General features: G+C 34.5%; 20 protein-coding genes and 1 other RNA gene. 8 read left to right on the top strand and 13 right to left on the bottom strand.

All coding sequences use genetic code 11. From position 1 onward, the window contains the following. Positions 1–3: 3 nt before the first annotated feature. Complete coding sequence (locus tag WAO84_RS02700) at positions 4–1,206, bottom strand: NAD(P)-dependent oxidoreductase (protein WP_340063491.1); 1,203 nt, start codon at positions 1,204–1,206, stop codon at positions 4–6. Positions 1,207–1,337: 131 nt separating this feature from the next. On the opposite strand from WAO84_RS02700, the gene ssrA reads away from it, so the two are divergent. Together ssrA and WAO84_RS02690 are read left to right on the top strand one after the other, a co-directional pair. Continuing rightward, positions 1,338–1,736: a transfer-messenger RNA gene (gene ssrA / locus WAO84_RS02695) on the top strand. Positions 1,737–2,048: 312 nt separating this feature from the next. After that, a complete protein-coding gene (locus tag WAO84_RS02690) occupies positions 2,049–2,861 on the top strand; it encodes an endonuclease/exonuclease/phosphatase family protein (RefSeq protein WP_340063490.1) in 813 nt (270 codons plus the stop codon). A gap of 116 nt (positions 2,862–2,977) precedes the next feature. On the opposite strand, the gene WAO84_RS02685 is transcribed toward WAO84_RS02690, so the two are convergent. The 3 genes from WAO84_RS02685 to WAO84_RS02675 all read right to left on the bottom strand — a co-directional run bounded on the left by WAO84_RS02685 (position 2,978) and on the right by WAO84_RS02675 (position 6,263). After that, a complete protein-coding gene (locus WAO84_RS02685) occupies positions 2,978–3,196 on the bottom strand; it encodes a hypothetical protein (RefSeq protein ID WP_340063489.1) in 219 nt (72 codons plus the stop codon). A gap of 448 nt (positions 3,197–3,644) precedes the next feature. Beyond that, positions 3,645–4,310 carry a response regulator gene (locus WAO84_RS02680; RefSeq protein WP_340063488.1) on the bottom strand — a complete coding sequence of 222 codons (666 nt, stop codon included), beginning with the start codon at positions 4,308–4,310 and terminating at the stop codon, positions 3,645–3,647. A 12-nt stretch (positions 4,311–4,322) separates the two neighbouring features. Further along, positions 4,323–6,263, bottom strand: coding sequence for a tetratricopeptide repeat protein (locus tag WAO84_RS02675; RefSeq protein WP_340063487.1), 1,941 nt, complete (start codon positions 6,261–6,263; stop codon positions 4,323–4,325). A 632-nt stretch (positions 6,264–6,895) separates the two neighbouring features. Here WAO84_RS02675 and WAO84_RS02670 point away from each other — a divergent pair. The 6 genes from WAO84_RS02670 to gwsS all read left to right on the top strand — a co-directional run bounded on the left by WAO84_RS02670 (position 6,896) and on the right by gwsS (position 11,648). Next, on the top strand, positions 6,896–7,678 hold the full coding sequence (locus tag WAO84_RS02670; RefSeq protein WP_340063486.1) for a hypothetical protein: 783 nt from the start codon (positions 6,896–6,898) through the stop codon (positions 7,676–7,678). 345 nt (positions 7,679–8,023) lie between these two features. Then, positions 8,024–8,173: a hypothetical protein gene (locus tag WAO84_RS02665; protein ID WP_340063485.1), complete on the top strand. Its 150-nt coding sequence runs from the start codon at positions 8,024–8,026 to the stop codon at positions 8,171–8,173. A 38-nt stretch (positions 8,174–8,211) separates the two neighbouring features. Next, positions 8,212–9,078 carry a DUF6624 domain-containing protein gene (locus WAO84_RS02660; RefSeq protein ID WP_340063484.1) on the top strand — a complete coding sequence of 289 codons (867 nt, stop codon included), beginning with the start codon at positions 8,212–8,214 and terminating at the stop codon, positions 9,076–9,078. 195 nt (positions 9,079–9,273) lie between these two features. Beyond that, entirely contained in the window at positions 9,274–9,438 is a 165-nt protein-coding gene (locus tag WAO84_RS02655) for a hypothetical protein (RefSeq protein ID WP_340063483.1), read from the top strand. A 15-nt stretch (positions 9,439–9,453) separates the two neighbouring features. Further along, entirely contained in the window at positions 9,454–10,461 is a 1,008-nt protein-coding gene (gene gwsG, locus WAO84_RS02650) for a grasp-with-spasm system ATP-grasp peptide maturase (protein WP_340063482.1), read from the top strand. Between the two features lie 167 nt (positions 10,462–10,628). Beyond that, positions 10,629–11,648, top strand: coding sequence for a grasp-with-spasm system SPASM domain peptide maturase (gwsS, locus tag WAO84_RS02645; RefSeq protein ID WP_340063481.1), 1,020 nt, complete (start codon positions 10,629–10,631; stop codon positions 11,646–11,648). Between the two features lie 152 nt (positions 11,649–11,800). On the opposite strand, the gene WAO84_RS02640 is transcribed toward gwsS, so the two are convergent. From WAO84_RS02640 to WAO84_RS02600, 9 genes are all read right to left on the bottom strand, one after another. Further along, on the bottom strand, positions 11,801–12,547 hold the full coding sequence (locus tag WAO84_RS02640; protein WP_340063480.1) for a LytR/AlgR family response regulator transcription factor: 747 nt from the start codon (positions 12,545–12,547) through the stop codon (positions 11,801–11,803). Continuing rightward, positions 12,544–13,584 carry a sensor histidine kinase gene (locus WAO84_RS02635; RefSeq protein WP_340063479.1) on the bottom strand — a complete coding sequence of 347 codons (1,041 nt, stop codon included), beginning with the start codon at positions 13,582–13,584 and terminating at the stop codon, positions 12,544–12,546. Before WAO84_RS02635 ends, WAO84_RS02640 begins: the two co-directional genes overlap by 4 nt. Positions 13,585–13,603: 19 nt before the next feature. Further along, the gene (locus WAO84_RS02630; RefSeq protein ID WP_340063478.1) at positions 13,604–14,479 is read right to left on the bottom strand and encodes a DUF4249 domain-containing protein; all 876 of its coding nucleotides are present in this window, start codon (positions 14,477–14,479) and stop codon (positions 13,604–13,606) included. 10 nt (positions 14,480–14,489) lie between these two features. Then, positions 14,490–16,877, bottom strand: coding sequence for a TonB-dependent receptor (locus tag WAO84_RS02625; protein ID WP_340063477.1), 2,388 nt, complete (start codon positions 16,875–16,877; stop codon positions 14,490–14,492). Positions 16,878–17,110: 233 nt separating this feature from the next. Next, the gene (locus WAO84_RS02620; protein ID WP_340063476.1) at positions 17,111–17,791 is read right to left on the bottom strand and encodes a hypothetical protein; all 681 of its coding nucleotides are present in this window, start codon (positions 17,789–17,791) and stop codon (positions 17,111–17,113) included. Between the two features lie 479 nt (positions 17,792–18,270). Then, positions 18,271–19,431, bottom strand: a complete 1,161-nt coding sequence (locus tag WAO84_RS02615; protein ID WP_340063475.1) for an acyltransferase family protein — start codon at positions 19,429–19,431, stop codon at positions 18,271–18,273. 888 nt (positions 19,432–20,319) lie between these two features. Then, a complete protein-coding gene (locus WAO84_RS02610; protein WP_340063474.1) occupies positions 20,320–21,258 on the bottom strand; it encodes a helix-turn-helix domain-containing protein in 939 nt (312 codons plus the stop codon). Positions 21,259–21,355: 97 nt separating this feature from the next. After that, positions 21,356–21,502 (bottom strand): hypothetical protein, encoded by a 147-nt coding sequence (locus tag WAO84_RS02605; protein ID WP_340063473.1) that lies wholly within the window; start codon positions 21,500–21,502, stop codon positions 21,356–21,358. A 66-nt stretch (positions 21,503–21,568) separates the two neighbouring features. Continuing rightward, positions 21,569–21,727 (bottom strand): hypothetical protein, encoded by a 159-nt coding sequence (locus tag WAO84_RS02600; RefSeq protein WP_340063472.1) that lies wholly within the window; start codon positions 21,725–21,727, stop codon positions 21,569–21,571. Positions 21,728–21,894: the final 167 nt, after the last annotated feature.

Raw genomic sequence — 21,894 nt, 5'->3', positions numbered from 1 at the left:
AGGTTACTCTCCTGAGACATACTCCTGCAGATACTGATATTTTTCGGTGAGCTTTCCATCTAGGGTCATTCGTGCCCGGTGCAGAATACCATCTTTATCCTGGTTAAAAAAAGCAGGAATAACATACTTTACAAAGCTTTCACCAAAACCTTCACTCGCATCTGCGGGAAGTTCACAGGGAAGGTTATCTACTGCCATAACGGCTATGGCATGGGGAGCTAAATAATCTACTTCTTTTTCGGTATAGGGATCATAACCGTAAATGGGATCTGCAATGGTGGATGCTCTGATAGTAGAAGCTACGGGACCGTCAATATCACAACTAATGTCTGCTACTACTTTTATTTTGAATGCGGGGGAACGCGCATCTTCACGTGTAAAAAGAAAAGGCGCGCCGTCACCGTAAAAGTGTCCTGCAATGAACAGATCACTTACTACGGCAAATTTCATAAAATCAGAGACATACGCCGTAGGGTCTTTGTAAAAATCCATTTTATCAAAATGGAGCCCGTTAAGTGGGCTGTTATATTCCTGCACATCGATCTGGCAATATATGGCTTCTTCAAAAGTACCGGTAAAATATGTTTGAACATCTACTTCTTTAACACTCATACCTTCCAGCATTTCCCGGGCACCATTCCCTACCCTGCCCTTTCCGGTTAAAACAATACGTATGGGGGGCAACGTTATATTTCTCAGAGCATTTACAAGTGCCTGCTGATTTGGAAGCGTTTCTGCTTTTGGCAGGGTAAACTGATTTGTTTTAAGCCCATAGGCACGTATGCCGTTATAGGCACCTACTATGCCCGCATACCTTCCAAAAGCCACCAAACGCTGCCCTTTTTGATCTGTGATGAGTTCATGATCATACAATTCAATATTCTTTTCCAAAACAGCCTGTAACAACTTTCTGTTATACGGTTGTTTTTTTATGGTATGTGAGAAGAAAAAGTATTTTTTATTTGGAATAAGTGCTTCTACAGGTACTTCTTTTACACCTAATAAAACATCACAATCAGAGAGATCATGAGATACTTCAACACCTGCGGCAGTATATGCTTCATCTTTAAATACCCGTAAAGGTGAAGGTTCTACTTTAAAAGTTGCCCGAGGAAATTGCTTCATGACTTCCTGACAGGCTTCCGGAGACAATACTGCTCTGCGATCTGGCGGGGTTTTGCGTTCTTTAATGATTCCAAATTTCATTTATTAACAGTTTGGTATAGATTTTGTTTCAAATGTAACAGTTGTAGAAGTGGCTTGCAAAGGTTTTTAATTAATTTTTATTGTAAATTTGCCCTTCGCAAAAAACGAGAGAAAAACGTTCTTAAAAATATGGGGTCGACTGGTTTTGACAGCGAGTCGAATTGAATAGTAAGCATGTCGAGCTATGAAGCTAATGCTCGTAAATATCTGTTTCACACTTTTAAATGGCGAGAATAACTACGCTCTAGCTGCCTAATTGACTGAATTATAGTAGGTCCTGGCCTCGTCCCGCAAGGCGGGAAAGCTGGATGTCTCCTGATAGCCCTTGTTGACGGCGATCGGTTTGGAGACACCATAAAAGTCAACATAGAAATGTAGTTGCTTCGGCCACATTTCAAACCTTAAGAAGCTAGGCGTATAGTAGGCGGTTGCCGGTCAGCTATACGTTGAAAATAAAACGGGAACTAAGCATGTAGAAAGCTATTTAATTGCTTGTTTGGACGAGGGTTCGAATCCCTCCGACTCCACAACACTTGGGAAACCACGCTTAAAAGCGTGGTTTTTTATTTTAGAATAAGCCAAAAATACCGTTTATGGAATGTGACAAAATACAAAGCAAAAGCGTATGCTTTGTGGTCTCTCATTTGCAATATTGGTTCAACGGAAAAAGGTATATATCAATCCCTCCGACTCCGCTAAATCCAAAATTTGAAAACTAAATGTAAAAGCTAGCAAACTTAAAGCTCGCTTTTTTGTTTAAACAATATTCTTCATTGCAGATATCTGTAAAAAAACATTACTCTTTTTGAGTATTTTGCAAGCTCTCTATAAAGTGTACTTTAATGCTTAAAAAAAGATTCACATTATTTTTTCTGCTTTTCTGTTTTAATGCTTTCTCTCAATCGGATACTATTGTTTTAGCATCATGGAACATTCGTGATTTTGGGAAATCAAAAAATAATGAAGAACTGGAACAAATAGCTGATATTGTTAAAGATGTTGATATCCTGGCCATTCAGGAAGTAGTATCAGGATATGGCGGTGCACAAGCCGTTGCAAAACTCACTGATATTTTAAACAGAAAAGGAAACAAATGGGATTATGTTGTTAGTAACCCCACCAGGAGCCCTAAATATAAAACAGAACGTTATGCCTTTATCTGGAAAACAAAATACATTAAGATCAAAAACAGAGGCTGGTTGCTTTCGGAATTAGAAGAACAGATAGACAGAGAACCTTTTTTACTGGATTTTTACATTTATACAAAGAGGCTTACTATCTTGAATTATCATTCTCGCCGCTATGATCAAAATCCCGAAAGCGAGATAAAAGTTTTAAGTCATTTTATAATAGGCTCTTTGAAAACGCCCTTACTTTTAGCAGGTGATTTTAATGTAGATGAAAAAAATACCGTGTTCGACTTTTTAAAAGATCATGGCTATAAGCCTGCAGTTTCAAACCAAAAAACAACTTTAAAAAGAACCTGTCAACGAGAAGATTATTTAAATTACCCCATAGACAATATTTTTTACTCTGACAATATTGAAAAGGTAGAAGGAGGAATTATAGATTTTGTTCGATTCTGCGACAGACTTGAGAAATCCCGAAAATTATCAGATCACCTACCCGTATTTTTAAAATTCAGTTTTAAATAAGTCGGGCAAATTGGATTATGATTTAGCTGTTATTTAACTAAACCCGAATAAGTAGTGTTCAATTTATGAGGTCTGAATACCGGCAGGCGTGTTTGAAAGATAATTACAGTCTGTTTCTAATCCTCCCAGCCGCATAGGGTACGTCTCATTTCTTTGGCTTTGGATAAGGTTACCTGGTCTATTGCTGTAGAGCAACGTGCCAGTCCGCGACACGATTTGGTATAATGGTAACGTTTACTCCCTTTACCATTACAAATGTAAACCCTGGTTTCTATGGTAATAATTTCGTTTAAGAAAAAAAATAAAACTCCCAAAAAGGTAATAAACGTGTTCATTGTAAATTGTTTTCAGTTGTGAATATTCATGTTCTATCTCCTGTTTACCCGATAATTGCATATGTTTTAAGTTCGCAATGAATGATATGATGCGACTATGGTTTTATGAATTATGGCAATTAATCGAACAGTAGTAACATCCATTAACCTGAGAATAGTATTTTTTTGCCTCATTTACTGCACTTACACAGTATGAATGCCAACCCAGGTAAATTCTGTTTTCAACTTTGGGTAACCAGTCACATGTTTCTTTATGCACTTCATGGTCACCATTGTCTTGCTTGTTTTTACTTACATAATATTTTTCCATAATGTTTTTAAAGAGTATTTTTAATTTCGAGATATGTTTATTTTTCAAACTTAAGCCTATAAAAAGCCAATCCCTTACAGATATCTGTAAGGGATTTATTTTTTTATTGAAAAGATATATGGATAAAGTAAAAGTTAATCAAATTTTACCATCTCGTATAAGCTTGGCAATTAAATGATGTGTGTTTTTTGCTCCAAAAGCATCGAATAGTTTACCCACTTTTTTATCAATAGTACTTTCACTATTGGGAGTGATGTTTTGCTTTTTGAACTTTTTTGATATCTCTTTTTTGGTGAGTCCTTCTGCGAGCTCTTTTAAGATCATTAGGTCATATGGATCCAGTTCAAGAACATTGGTCGTTGTACTTAAACTGATTTGAGGAGACATGTATGTTTTATTTTGGTGTACATTTTCTATGGCATGCACTAATTCGGTAAGGCTGTTACGCCCTTTACATACGTAGCCGTTTATTTTTTGTTCGGCAAACAACAAATTAATTTGTGCAGGATCATCGATCATAGAATTGACAATTACCTTTATATGAGGGGTAATGCTCCGGATAGCTTTTATAAGTGCCTTACCCGAGGTGAGCTTACGTTTCATATAGCTTTCTTTAAAAAATAAATCGGTTATTAGTAAATCAAAAGGTTCTTTGGTTTTAGATGCTAATTTAAACCTGTTAAAGGCTTTATCGCAATAAAGTTCTTCCTGTATATTTTGAATATGCAACCTTTTTCTTAAGGCTTCTACAATACCTTTATTCGTGTCCTGAAAGTCTTCGGCTATCAATATTTTTTTGAACATAGCATGATGTTTTTACGTAGGCACTTCTATTTGAACCCTAAAACCATTTTCTTTTTCAGTATCAAAAGTAATGGTTCCATCTATTGCCTCAATACGCTTTTCCGTATTCCACAGTCCGTTTCGGTAGTACAAACTTTCTTCTGAGGCTCCCACCCCATCATCTGAATACTCAATTTTAAGCAGTTTCTTGCTCTGCTTGAAGTCTATACTAACCAGGGTAGCTTTACTGTGTTTTTGCATATTCTTCATTAATTCGTGTAATACTCTGTAAAGTGTTTTCTTGGTTATAGCTGATATGTTATCCCAATGAATTGTTGTACTACCGGTAGCGATTAACTTTATATCTTTACTGTAGGCAGAGAGCATCCCAAAAAGCAGATTTTTAAAATTAGGCCCCGTATCTACATCATTTATTTCTCTGGCAAAATCCCTACTCTGATTGTATAGCTCCTCCACTACATCAAGTACTTTGGAAGTAGCTGTATTGTTTTGAAGTAATAACATGGTATGATTTAACTTTCCGCCAAAATCATCATGAAGCCTTCTGGATAAGGCTTCTTCTGTTTCAAAAGTCGCTTCCAGTTTTGCAGTTCTGTTTTTCTGCTCTAAACGCCTGGTTCGTTGAATAAAAAAAAAGGTTGCAAAACCAAACGTCATAAAAAGCAGCCCCCAACCAGAATAAGAAACTATTTTCTGATTACGCTGTTGAGCAAGTTCTAATTCTTTTTCTGCATTTTCTTTTTGTAAACGCAGTATAGCTTCTTGTTTTAACTTATCGTCATACTTGAACTTGGCAAACTGGGTTTTTACTTTTAATTCCTGAGCGTAAAGACTATCTTGTAAGTATATGTAACGATCACGCAGTTTAAGGCTTTGAGGCTGTATCGCTACGAGGTGTTTAATAGCATCTTTTTCTGCACGCGGTATTTTTAGTTTTTTAGATAACTTAATTACTGAATCAAAATAAGAAATGGCTTTTTTTGACTTTTTTTTACTATAAAATTCTCCCAGATGAGTATAACTGGCTATTAAACCACGCTTATCGTTTTTTTGTTTACGCAAATACAGAGGGATTAAGAAAGCTTTAGCTGCTATTTCTTCTCCAAAAAGCCACTGGGCATAAGCCAGGTTATCCAGAACTCTTGCATATTCTTTCTGATTTTGTCTGAGTATAGAATCTTGTGCAACGCTTCTTAATATGGTAATAGCCTTACTATACTCCCCACTGTCTATATAAGTAGCAGCCATGTTATTTTGGTAAATAAGCGTATCTGTTTTACCATGAGCTACTTTAATTGCTTTCTTGTAATACTTTATAGCATCTGAATAATTTAAAAGTTTTCTATGGTTAGTGGCTAATGCATTGTAGCAAGATGCTATAGACCTATAGTCTCTTGAGGGATCAAGATATGTTAAGGCTTCTGTGATGGTTTCTTTACTTCCAAAATAGTCATTTTGATTTTGCTGAATTAACCCCATACACAGAAGGTTAATGCCTACCCAACTTCTTTCTCCATACTGATTATAATAACTTTTAGAAAAGGTATAGTAATGGAATGCACTATCCGGAAGATGTAGAACATCATCAAAATAACGAGCCATTAAATAATATTGCCTTCCCAAAATTAGCCAATCTTCTGCCTGTATGGCATGATGTACTAAAACATCATTTAATCTTTTGAGACTATCATATTGTGCTAAAGAAAAATATATTAAATTTTTCTGATACAGTACTTTGGAAAAAAGAGTATCCTGATCGATCTCTTTAACAAAAAGAAAAGATTTGTTTATGGCGTCTAAGCGCTGGTTTACAGAAAGTTCTGTATCGGTAGAAATATTATAATAAAAAAGAGCGCTATCCTTAACCTTTTCAAACTTAGGAACCCATTTTTTTTCTTCAGTTTTGCAGGATAGGAATATACTTATGAAAGCAAGAATAAAAACGCTCTTCAAAACAATTATTTTTTTGTATTAAATATATTGAAAAAAGAGCCATGTATTAAAACATGGCTCAAATTTAAAGAGTCTATTTTCAACTAACTTCCTACTCCAGCCGGAGGCGGAGGCGGAGGTGGCGGTTTAACTTGTCCGTCGTCACCTTCCGTTGAGCGGGTTTGATATAAAGAATCAATGTCTGTAACGGTTTCATTCTCACAAGAAAATAAGTAAGTACTAAAAACCAATATCGTAAGTGTTACGATAACTTTTTTCATGTCTCTAAAATTTTATGATTAAACAATAGGGCGATTGCACGGAATTCTTCCGGCGTTTTATCAATCACCCGCAAGTGTTTGGAGTACTCCTTGCTTTTTGGAAAGTGAAAATTGTAAGTGACAGTACCAGCTACTTTCCACCGGGCTGAACACTATCTACATTACAGATTTCCGTAAGAAAGATTTTTCTAGAAAAGCTATGTTAGCAACACACAACTAAATCAATCTTGGCACAAAGTAAATGCGTATTCAAAATAAAATTACAGACATGGGCCCGACTTGTATTAGACATGTTTTGGACACGAAATAAATATTTGATTATCAAATACTTATTATTATTTTTCAAGTGTGAAATCTGTGTGTTTTCAAATTATGGATGAAAAGAGAATTGGAGAAATCGTCAAAAAGATGTTTGAAACGTCAAAAAGCAGGTGCGTCTCAGATTCCAAATATGCACTGGCCCGTCATATAGAACAAGAAATTAGTTTAAGCTACAAAACCCTGGAAAGAGCTTATGACCGGTATATTGACGGGAAAGACACCGGTGCCCCTCTGTCAGAAAGTGTTAATTTGTTCTGTAAATATCTGGGGTATGAGAGTTATGAAGACTATATTACCAATAACCCAGACAAAAATAAGGATTCTCCCGGTGCAGTTCAACATGCCAGTATAAAATCATTAAAAAAAGAGAAACACACTCCTTTACTAAAAATATTCAAATCAAAGATCATAACTGTTTTATTAATCCTGATTTTTACTATTGCCGGAACTAAAATTTACAAGGCAATTATAAAGGAGCCAGAGACCACCTCACAAACAGAAAAATACTGTATGACCTGGGCAAATACACACTATGAAAAAGTGGCATGTAGCTTAGTGCCTTTTTCAAAGTACGGTACCAAAATAGAACCTCTTAATAAAGCCAAACTGGACAACTTTAAAAAAGTAAACGTAACTATGACAACCACTTTTTTTACCCAAGATACCAACCAGGCTTTGATTTGGTACTACAAAAATAAAGAAGGAGAAATAGAGTATTTTACCGCACCGGGACTGCACCCTGTTTATGGAAAAACACTAAAAGAAATAACCCCTTATATCATTCAAAAATACGTACCGTTACATTTAAATAAAGAAGATTCTTTTTTAGAATAATGTATAGTTAGGTACATCACCATTATTTTTATCTGGAATATAAAACGCATGGAAAAGTCATCTGTAAATCCGCACTCCTCAATAAAAACTATACACGCTTGTAAAAACTATAATTTTTAAAAGCATATCCTTTTTAATATACCTCTCATATTTTGTTTAAAAAACAATAAACACATTAAAATCAAATATTTAAAAACTAAAAAAAGAAACAAAATCTACAATTTTATTTCTAAAAGTTAATTTTTTTCTTACATTTACAGGAAGAAACAATCAGTAAACTATAGTTATTTACTTTTCTTTACAGCAATTTGAAAATAATAGTTTACAACTTATAATATTCGTGTCATGAAAAAACTGAAACAACTACCCCCTGCGCATCTACATCTTATTTCAGGAGGAGACTTAATCCCAACTGCCATTATTACTCCACTTCCTGTAGATAAATATGACACCGATCTTGACCGGCTTATACTGCCATACACTGTCCACAAATAATTCATAAGTTTTTTATTACTAACCAACTCAAAACTATTATGAAGCTGTCACTGGCCGTCATTGTATTTCTTAATCTCAGCATCCTTATGGCACAAAATCCTCTAACTGCGGAGCAATCGAGAAGAAAAGGTGAAACTATCCTTGAAAACACACTTGATATTTTGTCAAAAACCAAAGATACTACCTATGCAGACCATTGGAACCTGGCTATGGCTTACTCCTTACTGGGAAATGACAAAACTCTCATTCGCTATAATCTCGAAAAGAGTAAAGAAATGAATACCCAAAAATTCATGAATATTACCAATTACTTTATCGAAGCTTATAACGGTATAGAGAATACCGTCTTTTATCAAGTATTAGGACAGGAATATCTAACTATTATTAAAGGATACAACCTTCCAAAAGAGATCCCGGCAAGTTCTCGTAATTCTCCAGAATATTATACAATTAATCAGGATACTTCTAAAAACTTTAAAGTCATAACGAAACTGATAACCCTCATGAAACAAGATCAGTTTTACAGATCGCATGCCTCCTTTTTGAATGATCCGAATAAGATTGAAAAACAACGGATACTGGACGAGAAAAACACTCAGGAGTTAAAACAAATATTTAACACTTATGGTTATCCGGGAAAATCACTGGTAGGTGAAAAATATTGTAATTATGCCAGTATCATTATCGAACATACTGAAGATATATGTTTTTTAGAGAAATGGTTTCCTGTGATAGCCGAGGCTTTTAAAAATAAAGAAATAGATAATCAGGCATTTAAACTCCTGGCAGACAGATACCATTGGCGAAAGACCAATAAACAAATTTTTGGCACCCATGCCGGGATCATGTTAGATTCGGCTGAGGTTATTAAAGAATTTAAAATCGCGCACAATTTACATCCGTAGTAATCAACATTATTACGGTTAATCTCCTAAAAAAGTCTCACTAAAAACGAACTGTATAGTTTGTAAAGCTATAGTGCTGATAATTAATACTTTCAGCAGTATCACTCTATACATGTTTAAATACAGTTTATAATAGGAGTAGCCGAAAATCCTTAAATAGAGTAGGAATAATTAAACTTAACAAAATCAAATAACATGGAAAAGTTTAAGAAATTCGAGATCGAAGATCAAGATCTTATTTTTGGTGGTACAAATACTAGCCCAATTGCGGGTACAGAAGATACCACATGGGTAGATGGTAATGGAAATCGAGGGCTGGACAAATACGACAAAGACCTCGACCGGGTAATCTATCTCTAACAGTATTTTAATTAGGTGCCTGGAATACAAAACTGTTTCGGGCACCTGATTTCCAGAGCCATGATATACATTATTTCAGAGAAAACCGATCTTGTAACCGATCTTGTAACCGAATGGCTTATAAGCAAGAAAAAAAAATTCATAAGAATTAATGATGATACTTTTGTAAACAGTACTTCAAAAATACAAGCATCTTTTTCTAATACTTCAGTGTTCCAAAATGCTTCGAAAATATGGCAACGCAGAGGTGGAGCAAATTTTATACCTGATACTCTATTTCAAAATTTCTCAAACCGATCTGTTTTTCTTAATTATTTCAACAAAGAATTGAGTGTTTACAATTCTTACCTGGAAGATCATTTGAAAAAGAAGCTAAAAGACAATTACATTGGTTCACTTGATCAGGAAATACATACCAACAATAAACTTATCAATCTGGAGATAGCAAAAGAAGTAGGGTTAAAAATTCCCGCTTCCCTGATTACATCGGATAAAGGGGCTTTGCAGGCCTTTTACAACAAGTATAAAAAAATTATTACTAAAGATCTGCGGGCACCGATAGATATTAAAACAAGAAATAAACACTTTGTTTCTACCGGCGTGAAAATTGTAAGTTCACAGATGATTGCAAAGCTCAACAAAACTTTTATTCCTATTTATGTTCAGAATTTCATAGCAAAGCAGTATGAAGTTCGAGTGTTTGTTATAGGTAAGCAATTGTTCTCTATGGCCATATTTTCACAGAATGATAAAAAAACCCAAATAGATTATCGAAACTATAATCGACAAAAACCTAATAGGTGTGTGCCTGTTTTACTTCCTAAAAGTATTGAAAAAAAAATATGGTGTTTTATGGATCGGACAGATATGAACACCGGCTCTATTGACCTGATAGTAACTCCTCAGAACGAGTATTATTTTCTGGAAATAAACCCTATGGGCCAATTTCACTGGGTTTCTGCCAACTGTAACTATTATATTGAAGAAAAAATAGCCAAATTTTTAGCTGATGAAAAAACTTAGTTTTCATAAAGTAAAGAAAAGTTTTCCTATAACTTTTCAAAATGCACAAATACTAAGCAAGGCAAAATTAACATCTACCAAAGGTATGTCTGCGTCCAACTATGAAAGTACCCATATAAACAAACAGGAGTTTTACAGGCCAATATCTAAAATTTTGAGGTTCTGAAATGGATAATAAATTCTGTATTCTATATGCTAGTTGTGTCCCGGTAAAAGGAGCATCAAAAAGTATTATTTGTGATCTTCAAAGACATAATTATGTTTACATACCCATGGACCTATATACTATTTTGAAAGATCACAAACATAAAACTATCGAGGAGATCAAAGTATTTTACAAAAATCAGTATAACGATATTATTGATGATTATTTCAAGGTACTGGTTGACAATGAGTTTGCTTTTTATACGGATACCCCTGATCTTTTTCCTGATCTTAGTCTGGAATGGAAAGAACCTTTTGAAGTTACCAATGCCATTCTTGATATAAGCAATGAATCAAGTTATAGTGTCGAAGATGCATTAAAGCAACTTAGTGATTTACAATGTAAATTCGTTCAACTCCGTTATTACAAAAACATTACTTATAATAATATTAATACTATTCTCCATTATCTGGAAAAAATAAAATCGAATACAATTGGTATAGATCTTTTAATTCCTTTTAACAAAAAGATTCTTGAAAGGGAACATCTTAGATTATTTGAAAAGTATAAAAGACTTAATTCTTTAATTGTTTATAACTCCCCTAAAGGAAAACACATTGAAAAATTAAAATCACTGGGATATTATATACACACTGCTGCTCATATTACCTCTGAGAAAGATTGTGGATGTATAGACCCCGCTCTTTTTTCTATCAATATAAAAACATTCACCGAGTCACATACCCACAATTCATGTTTAAATGGAAAAATTTCTGTTGACCGTCATGGAGAAATAAGAAATTGCCCTTCAATGCCCGATACTTTTGGTAATATTTCCAAATTATCGCTCAAAGAGGTATTGGCACACAAGCAGTTTAAAAAATATTGGAAAGTTACCAAAGATACAGTACAAGTATGCAAAGATTGCGAATTTAGATATATATGTACAGACTGTAGGGCATATGTGGAGGAACCAATCAATGATTTTAGCAAACCACTCAAATGCGGATATGATCCTTATACAGGTAAATGGTCTGAATAAACCACTAACATATTAAAAAACGACGACTAATTCATTATGGAAAAGTAAAAATAGTAAGTACGATAGCACAAAGGTTTACAAGTAGATTTATGGGAGCTATAACAACTTTCTAGACCCATAAAAACCAGCGTTTTAAGGTATTATTCCATTATTTATGTTGATAACCACTTTTTAAATCTGCCAAACTTTTCCAGAGCTACCATTACATTAGTATCTTCAGGTTCCGGTTTTAAAATGATCTTGATTCTTGACCTGGAAGTATGATACATTTCTTTTATAGCAGTACTATGGATAAGATATTTTTTATTAATGCGGAAAAAAGCATGAGGATCTACTAAAAACTCAAGGTTTTTTAAAGTTTCATCCAGAGGATATCTTTTCCCGTTCCAACATTGTATAAAAGTAAGTTTATCTTCTGAATAAAAATAAGCGATCTCCTGGGTAGGGATGGTATATAACTGATGGTTTAACTTCACCAGAAACCGTTTTCGGTATTCTTTTTTAAAAGCTTTTAATAAATCATTGTAATCAGTTAACTGAAGATCCCGAAAAGACCCGAACTTCTCTAAACTTCTTTCTAGCTTTTCAGCAGTCACTGGTTTTAACAGATAATCTATGCTAAAATGCTCGAATGCATTCAAAGCAAATTCAGAATACGCTGTAGTAAATATTATTGGTGTAGTGATCTTACACTGATTAAATACTTCGAAAGCAGAACCGTCGGTAAGATTAATATCCAGAAAAATAAGGTCGGGGGTATGCTTTGAAAAATATTTTATAGCTTCTTTTAAGGTATGAATAACAGCATCTACGTAAATAAGATCAGTATACACCTGCAATAAGCGCTGTAAGCGCTCTGCTGCAATATTTTCATCTTCAACAATAACTGCTTTAATCATGATTCAGGCGGTAAAAGGGGAATTTTAGCAATATATAAAGATTTGTTTATAGTAAACTCAGGTATATGATCGTAAATAAAAGAATATTGACTTATTAAGTTTTTTAGCCCGATACCTACAGATTCCTTTTCAATGGGTTTGGATTTGGGCGAATATGTATTTGTAATGATTATATTTTGATCTCGGGTTATCATTTTTATCTTCAAAGGCTTTTTACGGTCAAACGTATTATGCTTAATAGCATTTTCCAAAATGAGTTCAAGCGTCATGGGTGGGAGAAGCCATGTAAGATAACAGGCATCGACTTCTTGTTTTAACTGAATGGCATTACCATGCCGGTATTTTTGAAGATTCATATAGGAGAGTGCTAAATGTAGTTCCTCCTGAAGCGGCACCACTATTTCATCACTTTTATCTAAAGTATATCGGTAAACATTGGATAACTCTTCTACAAACCGCTCTGCTTTACCTGGAGCTACTGAAATTAAACCGGCCAGACTGTTAAAACTATTAAACAGGAAATGCGGATTTAACTGTTTCTTGAGAGACAGGTACTTGGCGAGTGATTTTTCATATTCATACTTTGCCAGTTCTTCTTTCATTCGCTGTTTTTCTATTTGTTCTTCCATAGACGATTCTAACGGATACACAAAGAAAATAGTGAGAAAGGTACCGGCGTACAATGCAGCAAAACTAAGATCAAAAAGGGCATCCTCATTATCATCTGCAAAGAAAAAAAGAATAACCATTCGCAACGGAATAGTTAACACAAAGGCTTTGACAATAATTATCCCGCCAAAAATAAGCCACCGCTGTAAATAGTGCTTTCCGGATATTGAAGGAAACACATTTAAAAGGATAAGTTTTTTTCTCAGATAATATATGAGCCACAAATACCCAAAAATTACAGGAAAAGTGATGATCATTTCCTTAATCACCAGCCATAAATTTTCATCCAATAATAACTTTACAATAGAAATAAGTGCGTTGGTAAAAAAGGAAACTAAAAAATATATTTTTAACCTGTTATTTTTCAATTTTTTTGGTGCATATGGTTTATTCGGTAATCATAATGGTTTGTTCTTCTACATCTGCCGTATAAAAAAAGCCAAGAGCTCTGTTTTTACTATCCGTTAAATTAATAATATTTCCTCTAATTGACGCAGGCGGAGGATTCCCAACAAAAGAAACCCCCGAGTTTCCGGTCTGTTCAAATACCTGAAAAAGGAAATCGTAATACGCTTCTGATATGCCTAACTGTTGAGCTCCGGCAAGATCCCCTGGTTCAAAACTCACTTCATCATTAGGGTTTACCCCTACTCTCAATTGCCCGTCAAAAAACTCATCGGAAACTACCAAAACGATAGAATTTCCCGGATCTGGTACAATAATATACTCTCCATTTTTAAAGACCCGATAATAATAAAAATTAGCTATTCCCTGAAAATCCTGAGTGTCAATACGCAGAAAGTACCCCTCATCAGTCACCAAAGTCTCCTCTTCAAACTCAAAATAAAAACGATCAAACAAAGGTACCGCTGACAAGGTATCACTTCCTTGGTAAACGGATCCATTCCATGAAATGGTAATCGTATATGTTGTATCAAGCTCTGGTTGCAAACCGGCAGCTTCGTAGTATCCTTCACCGGTGTGCACAAGTTCCCAGTCCTGATCACCATCAGATATTAGAATGACCGCATCTGTTACTGGCGGATTTGGCTCATTAGATAGAAAGTTACGGGTAGTTGTCAATCTTACCAGTTGTGGGCGATCGGGAAAACGAACGTTACGTTCCAGACCACCTTCTACTACCAGGCGGGGTTCACTGCTTCTAATAGTAATATCATCGGTAACATCAGTTTCGCAACTCAATATTATGCAAAAAAACAAGATCTTTAAAATGATAAAATAAATATTATAAATAGTTCTCATAAGTTAAAGTTTAAAAATTGAATTGAAAGGTAACACTGGGTACAATTCCAAAATAAGATAGTTTAATAGCTTCTGTTCGGCCAGTAGCCACTTCCTGGTCATTAACCTCCCCAACTTCTCTAAAGAAAATAGACGCTGCATTTTGCCTGTTGTATAAATTGGCTATGCTAAATATCCAGGTTCCGTTCCATCGGGCATCAGGTTTGGGTTTTAAAGTAGCCGCAATATCCAAACGATGGTAGGCAGGTAAACGGTTGTCATTACGACTATTGTAGTCTGCCACTACCAAACCTTTTTGCTCATAACGAGCACTCGGATACGTAATGGGCCTTCCTGAGCCAAATACGAAGTTTCCGCTTAACTCCCAACGTCCGCCCAAATCATACATTCCCACCAGATTAAGTTCATGACGTTGATCATTATTTACAGGGTAATATGCTCCCTGATTTATCCCTAATACTTTGGACTCTGCTCTGGAAAGAGTATAACTTAGCCAACCGGTAAGTTTTCCGAAGTTTTTATTTATCTGTAATTCCAAACCATAAGCTCTTCCTTGTCCCTGAACCACTTCGGTTTCAATGTTTTCAGTAAACAAAAGATCGGCACCATCAATAAAATCAGTAACGTTATTTAATCTTTTGTAATACACCTCTACATTAAAATCATAGGTTTTCTTTTTAAAAGACCGGAAGTACCCCAAAGCTATCTGATCAAGGCTTTGAGGTTTTAAAAAAGGGCCGCTGGGAGCCCATACATCCAAAGGAGTAGCAGACGTAGTATTAGAGATAAGGTGCAAATACTGATACATACGATTATATCCCAGTTTTATTGAATTGCTTTTATTAAAGAGATATCTTATGGTCGCACGGGGCTCTAAGCCGTGAAAACGTTCAATTACATCTCCAGAACCAAAAGCTCTTGTATCAATAACAGCATTGTTGTTGTATTGATCCTGTTCAGGATCATAGGTAAGAGGCCTGCCTTCTTTGTACACTCGAATATTTTCTTTACCCAGTCTATAAAAAGAAGACCATCGCAAACCATATCTCAGGCTAAGTTTTGGAGTTATTTTCTGTTCGACATCGGCATAGACCGCTGTTTCTAATGCAAATTTATCTGCAAACTTCTGGCGGGTTATGGCCGACCCTTGAAGAGGTGATATGTTTCCGGGCCTGAAATGGTAGTAAATCCCTTCCCCTCCCAAACGAATGGTGTTACGAGCATTTATGAACCACGAAAGTCTTGGTTTTAAATTAAAGTTAGTAATGTTTGAATTCCATCGAAATTCTGAACCGGAACGCAGATTATCTAGATTGTAATCATAATTACTGAATATAGCCGAGGTCTGAAAAAAAAGTTTTTCATTTAAAATACTCGTCCAGCGTAAAGTGCCTGAGGCATTTCCCCAAATGGTTCCCAGAAAGTCTTCTATCTCAAAATTATCACGTCCAAGATATCCTGAGAGGTATAAACGATTGTTCTCATTCAATTCATAATTCACTTTTAGGTTGAGATCATAGAAAAAAAGTTTGGTATCACTAAATTCATCAGAAAGGAATGTAAACAGATCTGCCCAGGAACGTCTTGCAGCCAACATATACGATCCTTTTCCCTGTTCCCTGTCCTTTTTATTAATAGGACCCTCTAAAAGAATATTTCCTGCTATAAGTCCAATACCAGCCTGCCCGTTAAATGCTTTACTGTTTCCCTCTCTTTGTCTTATGTCAAGTACTGATGAAAGTCTTCCTCCGTAGGTAGAAGGAATACCTCCTTTGTACAGCTTAACATCTTTAACCGCATTAGTATTAAAAACAGAAAAAAAACCAAACAAATGCGAGGCATTATATATGATGGACTCATCAAGCAGTACTAAATTTTGATCAGCTGAGCCACCTCTAACATTAAATCCGTTAGCCGCATCATTTACACTTGAAACCCCCGGTAATAACTGAATGGATTTAAGAACATCTGGTTCTCCCAGAATAGCCGGTAATTTTTTGATAGTTTCTGATCTCAGGGAAACCACACTCATCTCGTTGGTTTGTATCCCAGCGGTATTTCTTTCAATTTCTGAAGTAACCACTACCTCTTCCAGCTTATTAGCTTCTTCTTCCAGTTCCAGTTCTACCTTTATATTAGCTTCAAGCCTGATCGTTCTTACCAGTGTTTTAAAGCCCAGATAGCTTATGGTCACAGTATGAGAACCCATAGGAAGAGATAATGAGAAAAAACCATATTCATTGGTGGTAATACCTGTGTTACCAATTAATACATTAACACCAAACATGGGCTCTCCCGAGCTTTTTTCTTTTATAAAACCACTAAGGGTAAACTCTTTTTCCTGAGCAAACATCAGGGAGGTGAAGAAAAGGAACAAAATCAAAACTGTTTTTCTCATAGTTTATATTTTGTTCAAAACTATCTCTGACTCATGATGTATGATGAAAATTTATGATGAAACAGGATTTTATAAGATAAAGCCAGTAATAAAAAAGGCATATACAGGAGTTTTACATATCTTCAAAAAAAAACACATAAGCGGTTTTTTGCTTATGTGCTTTAAATAATATATGTTTAATATAAACGTAAAAGGAGATACGCTTTTTCCTAATTAACTAAAGTAATCCACTATTAAAGCTCATTATAAAAGTTTAACACCTTAACAATGTCTTCCTTCTTTCTTAGGTTCAGGCTGTTTTCTTTTATAAAACCTGATACTTTATCTTCATGATCTTTTAAAAACTTAAGAATCTTTTTTCTTTTTAGACTGGTTTTAACAGCTGGTTTATCACCTACTTTTATATAATAATTGCTGGCATCTATGTATTTGGGAGGTACATATCTGTCATAGCCTGTTTGCGGTGTTCTTCCTCTTTTTAATTTAATCTCGGGCTTAAAAAGTAACTGAACCATTCCTTCATTCTGAGGATTAAAATACGCCACTTTTACCCTGCCCTGAATATCTTTATAAGGTAGTAATTGATAAAGAGTATTTTCTATTTTTACTGAGATATAACTTCTTTTAAGTACTACTGAATATTTGGTTTCGCTTTTTGATATTTCAAGTTCTCCTTTGTATGCATTAAACCTGAATTCTCCATCCATTTGTTTTTTTCCTTTCATCAGAACAACTCCCGGTTTAAAAAGATCATCTTCAAGGAAAGGAGACCCAGTGGCTTTCACATCTGAATAATCCTTGTTCATGGTTACAAAAGAGTTAATTCCCCCTTCATCTGGTGTATTAAAGCTTATTTGTGCCGAAGCAAAAAATGAGCATATCGATAAAATCGATAAGAAAAATGTTTTTTTCATGCCTTTTTAAAATGAGTTTGGTTAAAATAAAATTTTATTCTTTTTTGCAGGGGCCTAAAATACTTAAATATTTACAGGCGCTCCTAATCAACTACACATTAATTCTCCTGATATCTATTAAATTTACATCATTAACAAGTAAATACGTATTAAATATATTGTCCTGTACATAAACACAGATTATGATTTTTGTTTGAAAAAAACATCCATATTCTTAACTACTTATAGATTAAGTACTTTTACTGTTTTTCCTAAATCAGGACAATTGATTTTTTCTATAAAATGCAAACTGGGTAATCAAAATGACTACCCAATTTGCTGAAAAATAAACACACTCAAACTAACGAACTATTGAAATAAGCCTGCTATTTTGTTTTTAAATACGATTTACCTTACTGTCCATAATTTTACACTTTATTGGCTTTATCATCTTATTTTTTTAATTCTGTGACATATACTCAAAAAGACAGTACTCAAACTCATAATTTATCAACTAGTTCCCATTTTTTTAGATAACGATTCCTTAACCATTGGTTAAGCGGCTGAGTACATCGGAAATGTAAGAGTCTGGCAAAATAATATGATCCCAAAATAACTGACACATACAATATATACGTCCAGGCTCCTGATAAACCTAGTTTCTTAAATATGCCTACAAGGCCTATAATAATAAACATATGTGTTAAATATATTTCATAGCTGAGCCTTCCCATTTTCCCAATCCCTCTAAATATCCACAGATCTTTTTCCTTACCTGATATATGTCTGTTATGCATCCAGAGCACTACCAGGCTTACTCCCAGTGAAAGTAATGTAATATTTAAACCTATACCCACAAGACCGGACCGGTACACCCACCCTCGAAAGAGAAGTACCAGAATCATACATATACTCCCTATTATTAAAAAAAGGAGTCGGTATATTTTTGAGAACCGGACTCTATGTGCCAGAATTGCTGTAATGCACCCCAGAGCTATAGAGTCTATAAATGCCAAATGGTTGCGATCACCCAGTTCATTTTCGGGAAACAGGGCAACCCGTGCCCAGGGGGAAATAAACAGAAATACAGAAACTATAGCAATAAACTGCCATTCTTTTCGAATAAAAAAGCATAGTATCGGAAAAAAGAGATAGAATGTTTCTTCAATAGAAATGGACCACAAAACATCCCAATTAGCCGGTAGATACCCTACTTCTATCTGTAACCAGTTGATATGGAAGGTAAGTACTGAAAAAACAGCTCTTCCTAATGAAGTTTGTTTGTCATTGATCACAAAACCCGGAATATCCAGGAGGTGTAAAAGAATAAGAACCAGTAACAATACAACTAAAAGTGGCATGATTCGGGCAAACCTTATCATATAAAATCCTCTCATATTTATTTGACCCAGTACATGCCACTTTTGTATAGTTGAATTAGTAATAAGATATCCCGATAGTGTAAAAAAGATCACTACCCCGTAAAATCCGCTCCAGAAAAAAAGGTTAAACCATTGTCGGGGCAAAATTGCTCCTAAAAACGTTTCCTTAAAATCCACCTGAATGTTCAGGTGCAAAAGAATAACCGCGAGAATACAGAATCCTCTGAGAACATCTATTCCCAGGTTTCGTTTAACAGATATGTTTGTATTTGTTTTCAACGGAATATACAGATCACTTTCACATATTTTGTTTTGTATTTTCAACAACCGGATAAAAAAGGAATTCTACTTTTTATTGATGTTAATGGCAATCCCTTGGGTGTTAGATTCAGCCTACTTCCATATACATCATGTACATTAAAAGCTTAAAAAAAAGTACAAAAAAGAAGAATTCCTAAAATTAATGTCATACCACTATTTACCTTTACAATCAAAAACCATTGTTCATAATTACAAAGCATTTTTAGATTTAGAAAACTACTAAGTACGATTTCGAATTGGTTTCCATGTGTTTTTAGTTTTTGAAACTGCACAAAAAACTTCTTCTCATGTTTGGAAGATGAGGGAGCAAAAATATGTTCACCTGTATATGGAAAACCCAAAACCAGGTCAAAGATATATATACGCTGAATCGATAGATTGTCAAAAAATCAATTTTTAAAATTTTCACCCTACAATTGTAAATAAGCAATTTATCATATATTCTTCTTAATTTTTTAACTTGCGTATTTTCATTTCAATACCAAAGGGGCCTGCCGTATATTTTTTTGAAAAGTTTGCTAGATGACATTGTAGCCTTACCCGTTTTAGGACGTTGCTAAATTCATAAAATGATGTTTTGATATAAAGCACCCATCTGTAGCGACAAGTTCATTTTTGGAAAAACGTAATTTGAAGATCAGCTTTTATTGCGGGGTTCAGGTGAATTTTAAAGACAAATGTTTACAAAGTTCATTACTTATTATATAAATAGACCACAATACAGAATTGATATATTGCAGCCTATTATTTTAATTCTAAGCTGATTACCGAAAACAAATTTGCAGACACTTCGTAGCGCACATTTGTCCAAAAATCATTTTTTTCAGAAATAAAACAAAGACTTTTTCAATTCAGCTTCTTTATAGTTTCTGCGTTCCTATATTTTAAAACAGAAGGAGATTCGCCATACATTTTTTTATAAAGCTTACTAAAAGAGGCTATATCAGCAAATCCAAGAGCATCAGAAACCTCTGTCACTGTTAAGCCTTTGTTTTTTAGATAATGTCTTGCCTTATTGAGCCTTACCCTGTTAATATACTGATGCGGGGTTCTCCCGTAAACACATTTAAATGAATTATAGAGATGGAATTTTGAAAGACAACATTGCCTAGATAATTCTTCCAGGTTAAAACTCCTGTTAAAATTATCGTGTATATACTCATAAGCAACTAACAGTCTTCGAAAAGTTTCCATTTTAGTAGAACTTTTAGCAACCTCTATCTTTTGCGCTTTAGAATAGGCGCGTAATTGGTCCTTACACAAAGCCTGCAAAACCTCTATAGTGATTTCCTGAGGAGAGAGGTATTGGTAATTCTTTGTACCACTCACAAAATAAATATTCTGTAGTAATTTACCGGAAGTGTAATATCTGGCACTCAACGGACATTCCAGAAAAAAAGAATCTGCCCGGTATCTTTCAAAGGGGGTGTCTAACAATTGCTTTGAAGAGGACTTCAAATAAAAATCGAATTCCTCTTTAAAACTATCACACATAACAAAGCTCAATACATCTATATAATCTCCTGACCGGTTGTGATATACCCAGCCTTCTCCGGGATTGGTAATGACAAACTTATCATCTTGTAAAAAAACTTTTTTGTCATGCCAGTGCAACTCTCCCGTTCCTTTTTTGAAATAAATAACTGTGAGGTTATTCTCTTCATAGATATAATCTGATAGTGGTGCCATAAAACGCATGAGGTAGTTCTCATTATTACTAAACTGAGGTGGCAAAATGGTACCCTTACCAGTAAAATGATTATAATACCGGTCTTTATACATCATAAGTACGTTTTAAGTTGTTTCTGCTATTAAACGCAGTATAAAAATTTATCTCTCTTCTAATTCTACATTTCAGGTGCAGCTACTAACAAAAAGTTGCTTACTTTTTTATGTGCTGCAATGCTCTTAATAATACGCTATCTGAGTTATTCTCAACGTCTGTAAGTTTATTTTCAACTTTAATATCTACCGGAACTCCAACCTTTACATGAGCATCATTTAATGGTTTTACTAATTCGACCATCATTTTAAATAGCTCTTCATCAGTAGTATTATCTGTTATTCTATCCTTATTATCATTAAAAATCGTATCCTAGTTTACATTTTTCTCTTCAGAAAATGCATAGTTTTCCTGAAACGTCATGCAAAATTCCTTAAAAACATCCATACGGGATAAGTATCCTTTTGTAGTTTGAGCCGATCCTCCCAGAATACCCAAAATATATACCGTAATGCAAAAAGCTTTTTTCATAAAAAATTTGCCTGTTGTAAATAATTAATTCTTTAACGCTTGTAATGAAACTTAAGATTAATAGATACTTACCTATTCATTTACAGAAAAAAGATTTTTCATCTCCCCAAATGCTATAGATATCTATGCAGACAGTGATAGTTAGTGAATAGATGAAATTGACACTG

This window comes from Ascidiimonas aurantiaca (assembly GCF_037646345.1).
In the GTDB taxonomy this organism is placed as follows: domain Bacteria; phylum Bacteroidota; class Bacteroidia; order Flavobacteriales; family Flavobacteriaceae; genus Ascidiimonas; species Ascidiimonas aurantiaca.
Note: the sequence above shows the minus strand (reverse complement) of the source record. Positions and strands in the feature narration are given on the sequence as shown.

Excerpts from the sequence above, each read along its gene's own strand:
- WAO84_RS02700 (WP_340063491.1), bottom strand. The coding sequence starts at position 1,206 with ATGAAATTTGGAATCATTAAAGAACGCAAAACCCCGCCAGATCGCAGA.
- WAO84_RS02690 (WP_340063490.1), top strand. The coding sequence starts at position 2,049 with ATGCTTAAAAAAAGATTCACATTATTTTTTCTGCTTTTCTGTTTTAAT.
- WAO84_RS02685 (WP_340063489.1), bottom strand. The coding sequence starts at position 3,196 with ATGAACACGTTTATTACCTTTTTGGGAGTTTTATTTTTTTTCTTAAAC.
- WAO84_RS02680 (WP_340063488.1), bottom strand. The coding sequence starts at position 4,310 with ATGTTCAAAAAAATATTGATAGCCGAAGACTTTCAGGACACGAATAAA.
- WAO84_RS02670 (WP_340063486.1), top strand. The coding sequence starts at position 6,896 with ATGGATGAAAAGAGAATTGGAGAAATCGTCAAAAAGATGTTTGAAACG.
- WAO84_RS02665 (WP_340063485.1), top strand. The coding sequence starts at position 8,024 with ATGAAAAAACTGAAACAACTACCCCCTGCGCATCTACATCTTATTTCA.
- WAO84_RS02660 (WP_340063484.1), top strand. The coding sequence starts at position 8,212 with ATGAAGCTGTCACTGGCCGTCATTGTATTTCTTAATCTCAGCATCCTT.
- WAO84_RS02655 (WP_340063483.1), top strand. The coding sequence starts at position 9,274 with ATGGAAAAGTTTAAGAAATTCGAGATCGAAGATCAAGATCTTATTTTT.
- gwsS (WP_340063481.1), top strand. The coding sequence starts at position 10,629 with ATGGATAATAAATTCTGTATTCTATATGCTAGTTGTGTCCCGGTAAAA.
- WAO84_RS02640 (WP_340063480.1), bottom strand. The coding sequence starts at position 12,547 with ATGATTAAAGCAGTTATTGTTGAAGATGAAAATATTGCAGCAGAGCGC.
- WAO84_RS02630 (WP_340063478.1), bottom strand. The coding sequence starts at position 14,479 with ATGAGAACTATTTATAATATTTATTTTATCATTTTAAAGATCTTGTTT.
- WAO84_RS02625 (WP_340063477.1), bottom strand. The coding sequence starts at position 16,877 with ATGAGAAAAACAGTTTTGATTTTGTTCCTTTTCTTCACCTCCCTGATG.
- WAO84_RS02620 (WP_340063476.1), bottom strand. The coding sequence starts at position 17,791 with ATGAAAAAAACATTTTTCTTATCGATTTTATCGATATGCTCATTTTTT.
- WAO84_RS02610 (WP_340063474.1), bottom strand. The coding sequence starts at position 21,258 with ATGATGTATAAAGACCGGTATTATAATCATTTTACTGGTAAGGGTACC.
- WAO84_RS02605 (WP_340063473.1), bottom strand. The coding sequence starts at position 21,502 with ATGATGGTCGAATTAGTAAAACCATTAAATGATGCTCATGTAAAGGTT.
- WAO84_RS02600 (WP_340063472.1), bottom strand. The coding sequence starts at position 21,727 with ATGAAAAAAGCTTTTTGCATTACGGTATATATTTTGGGTATTCTGGGA.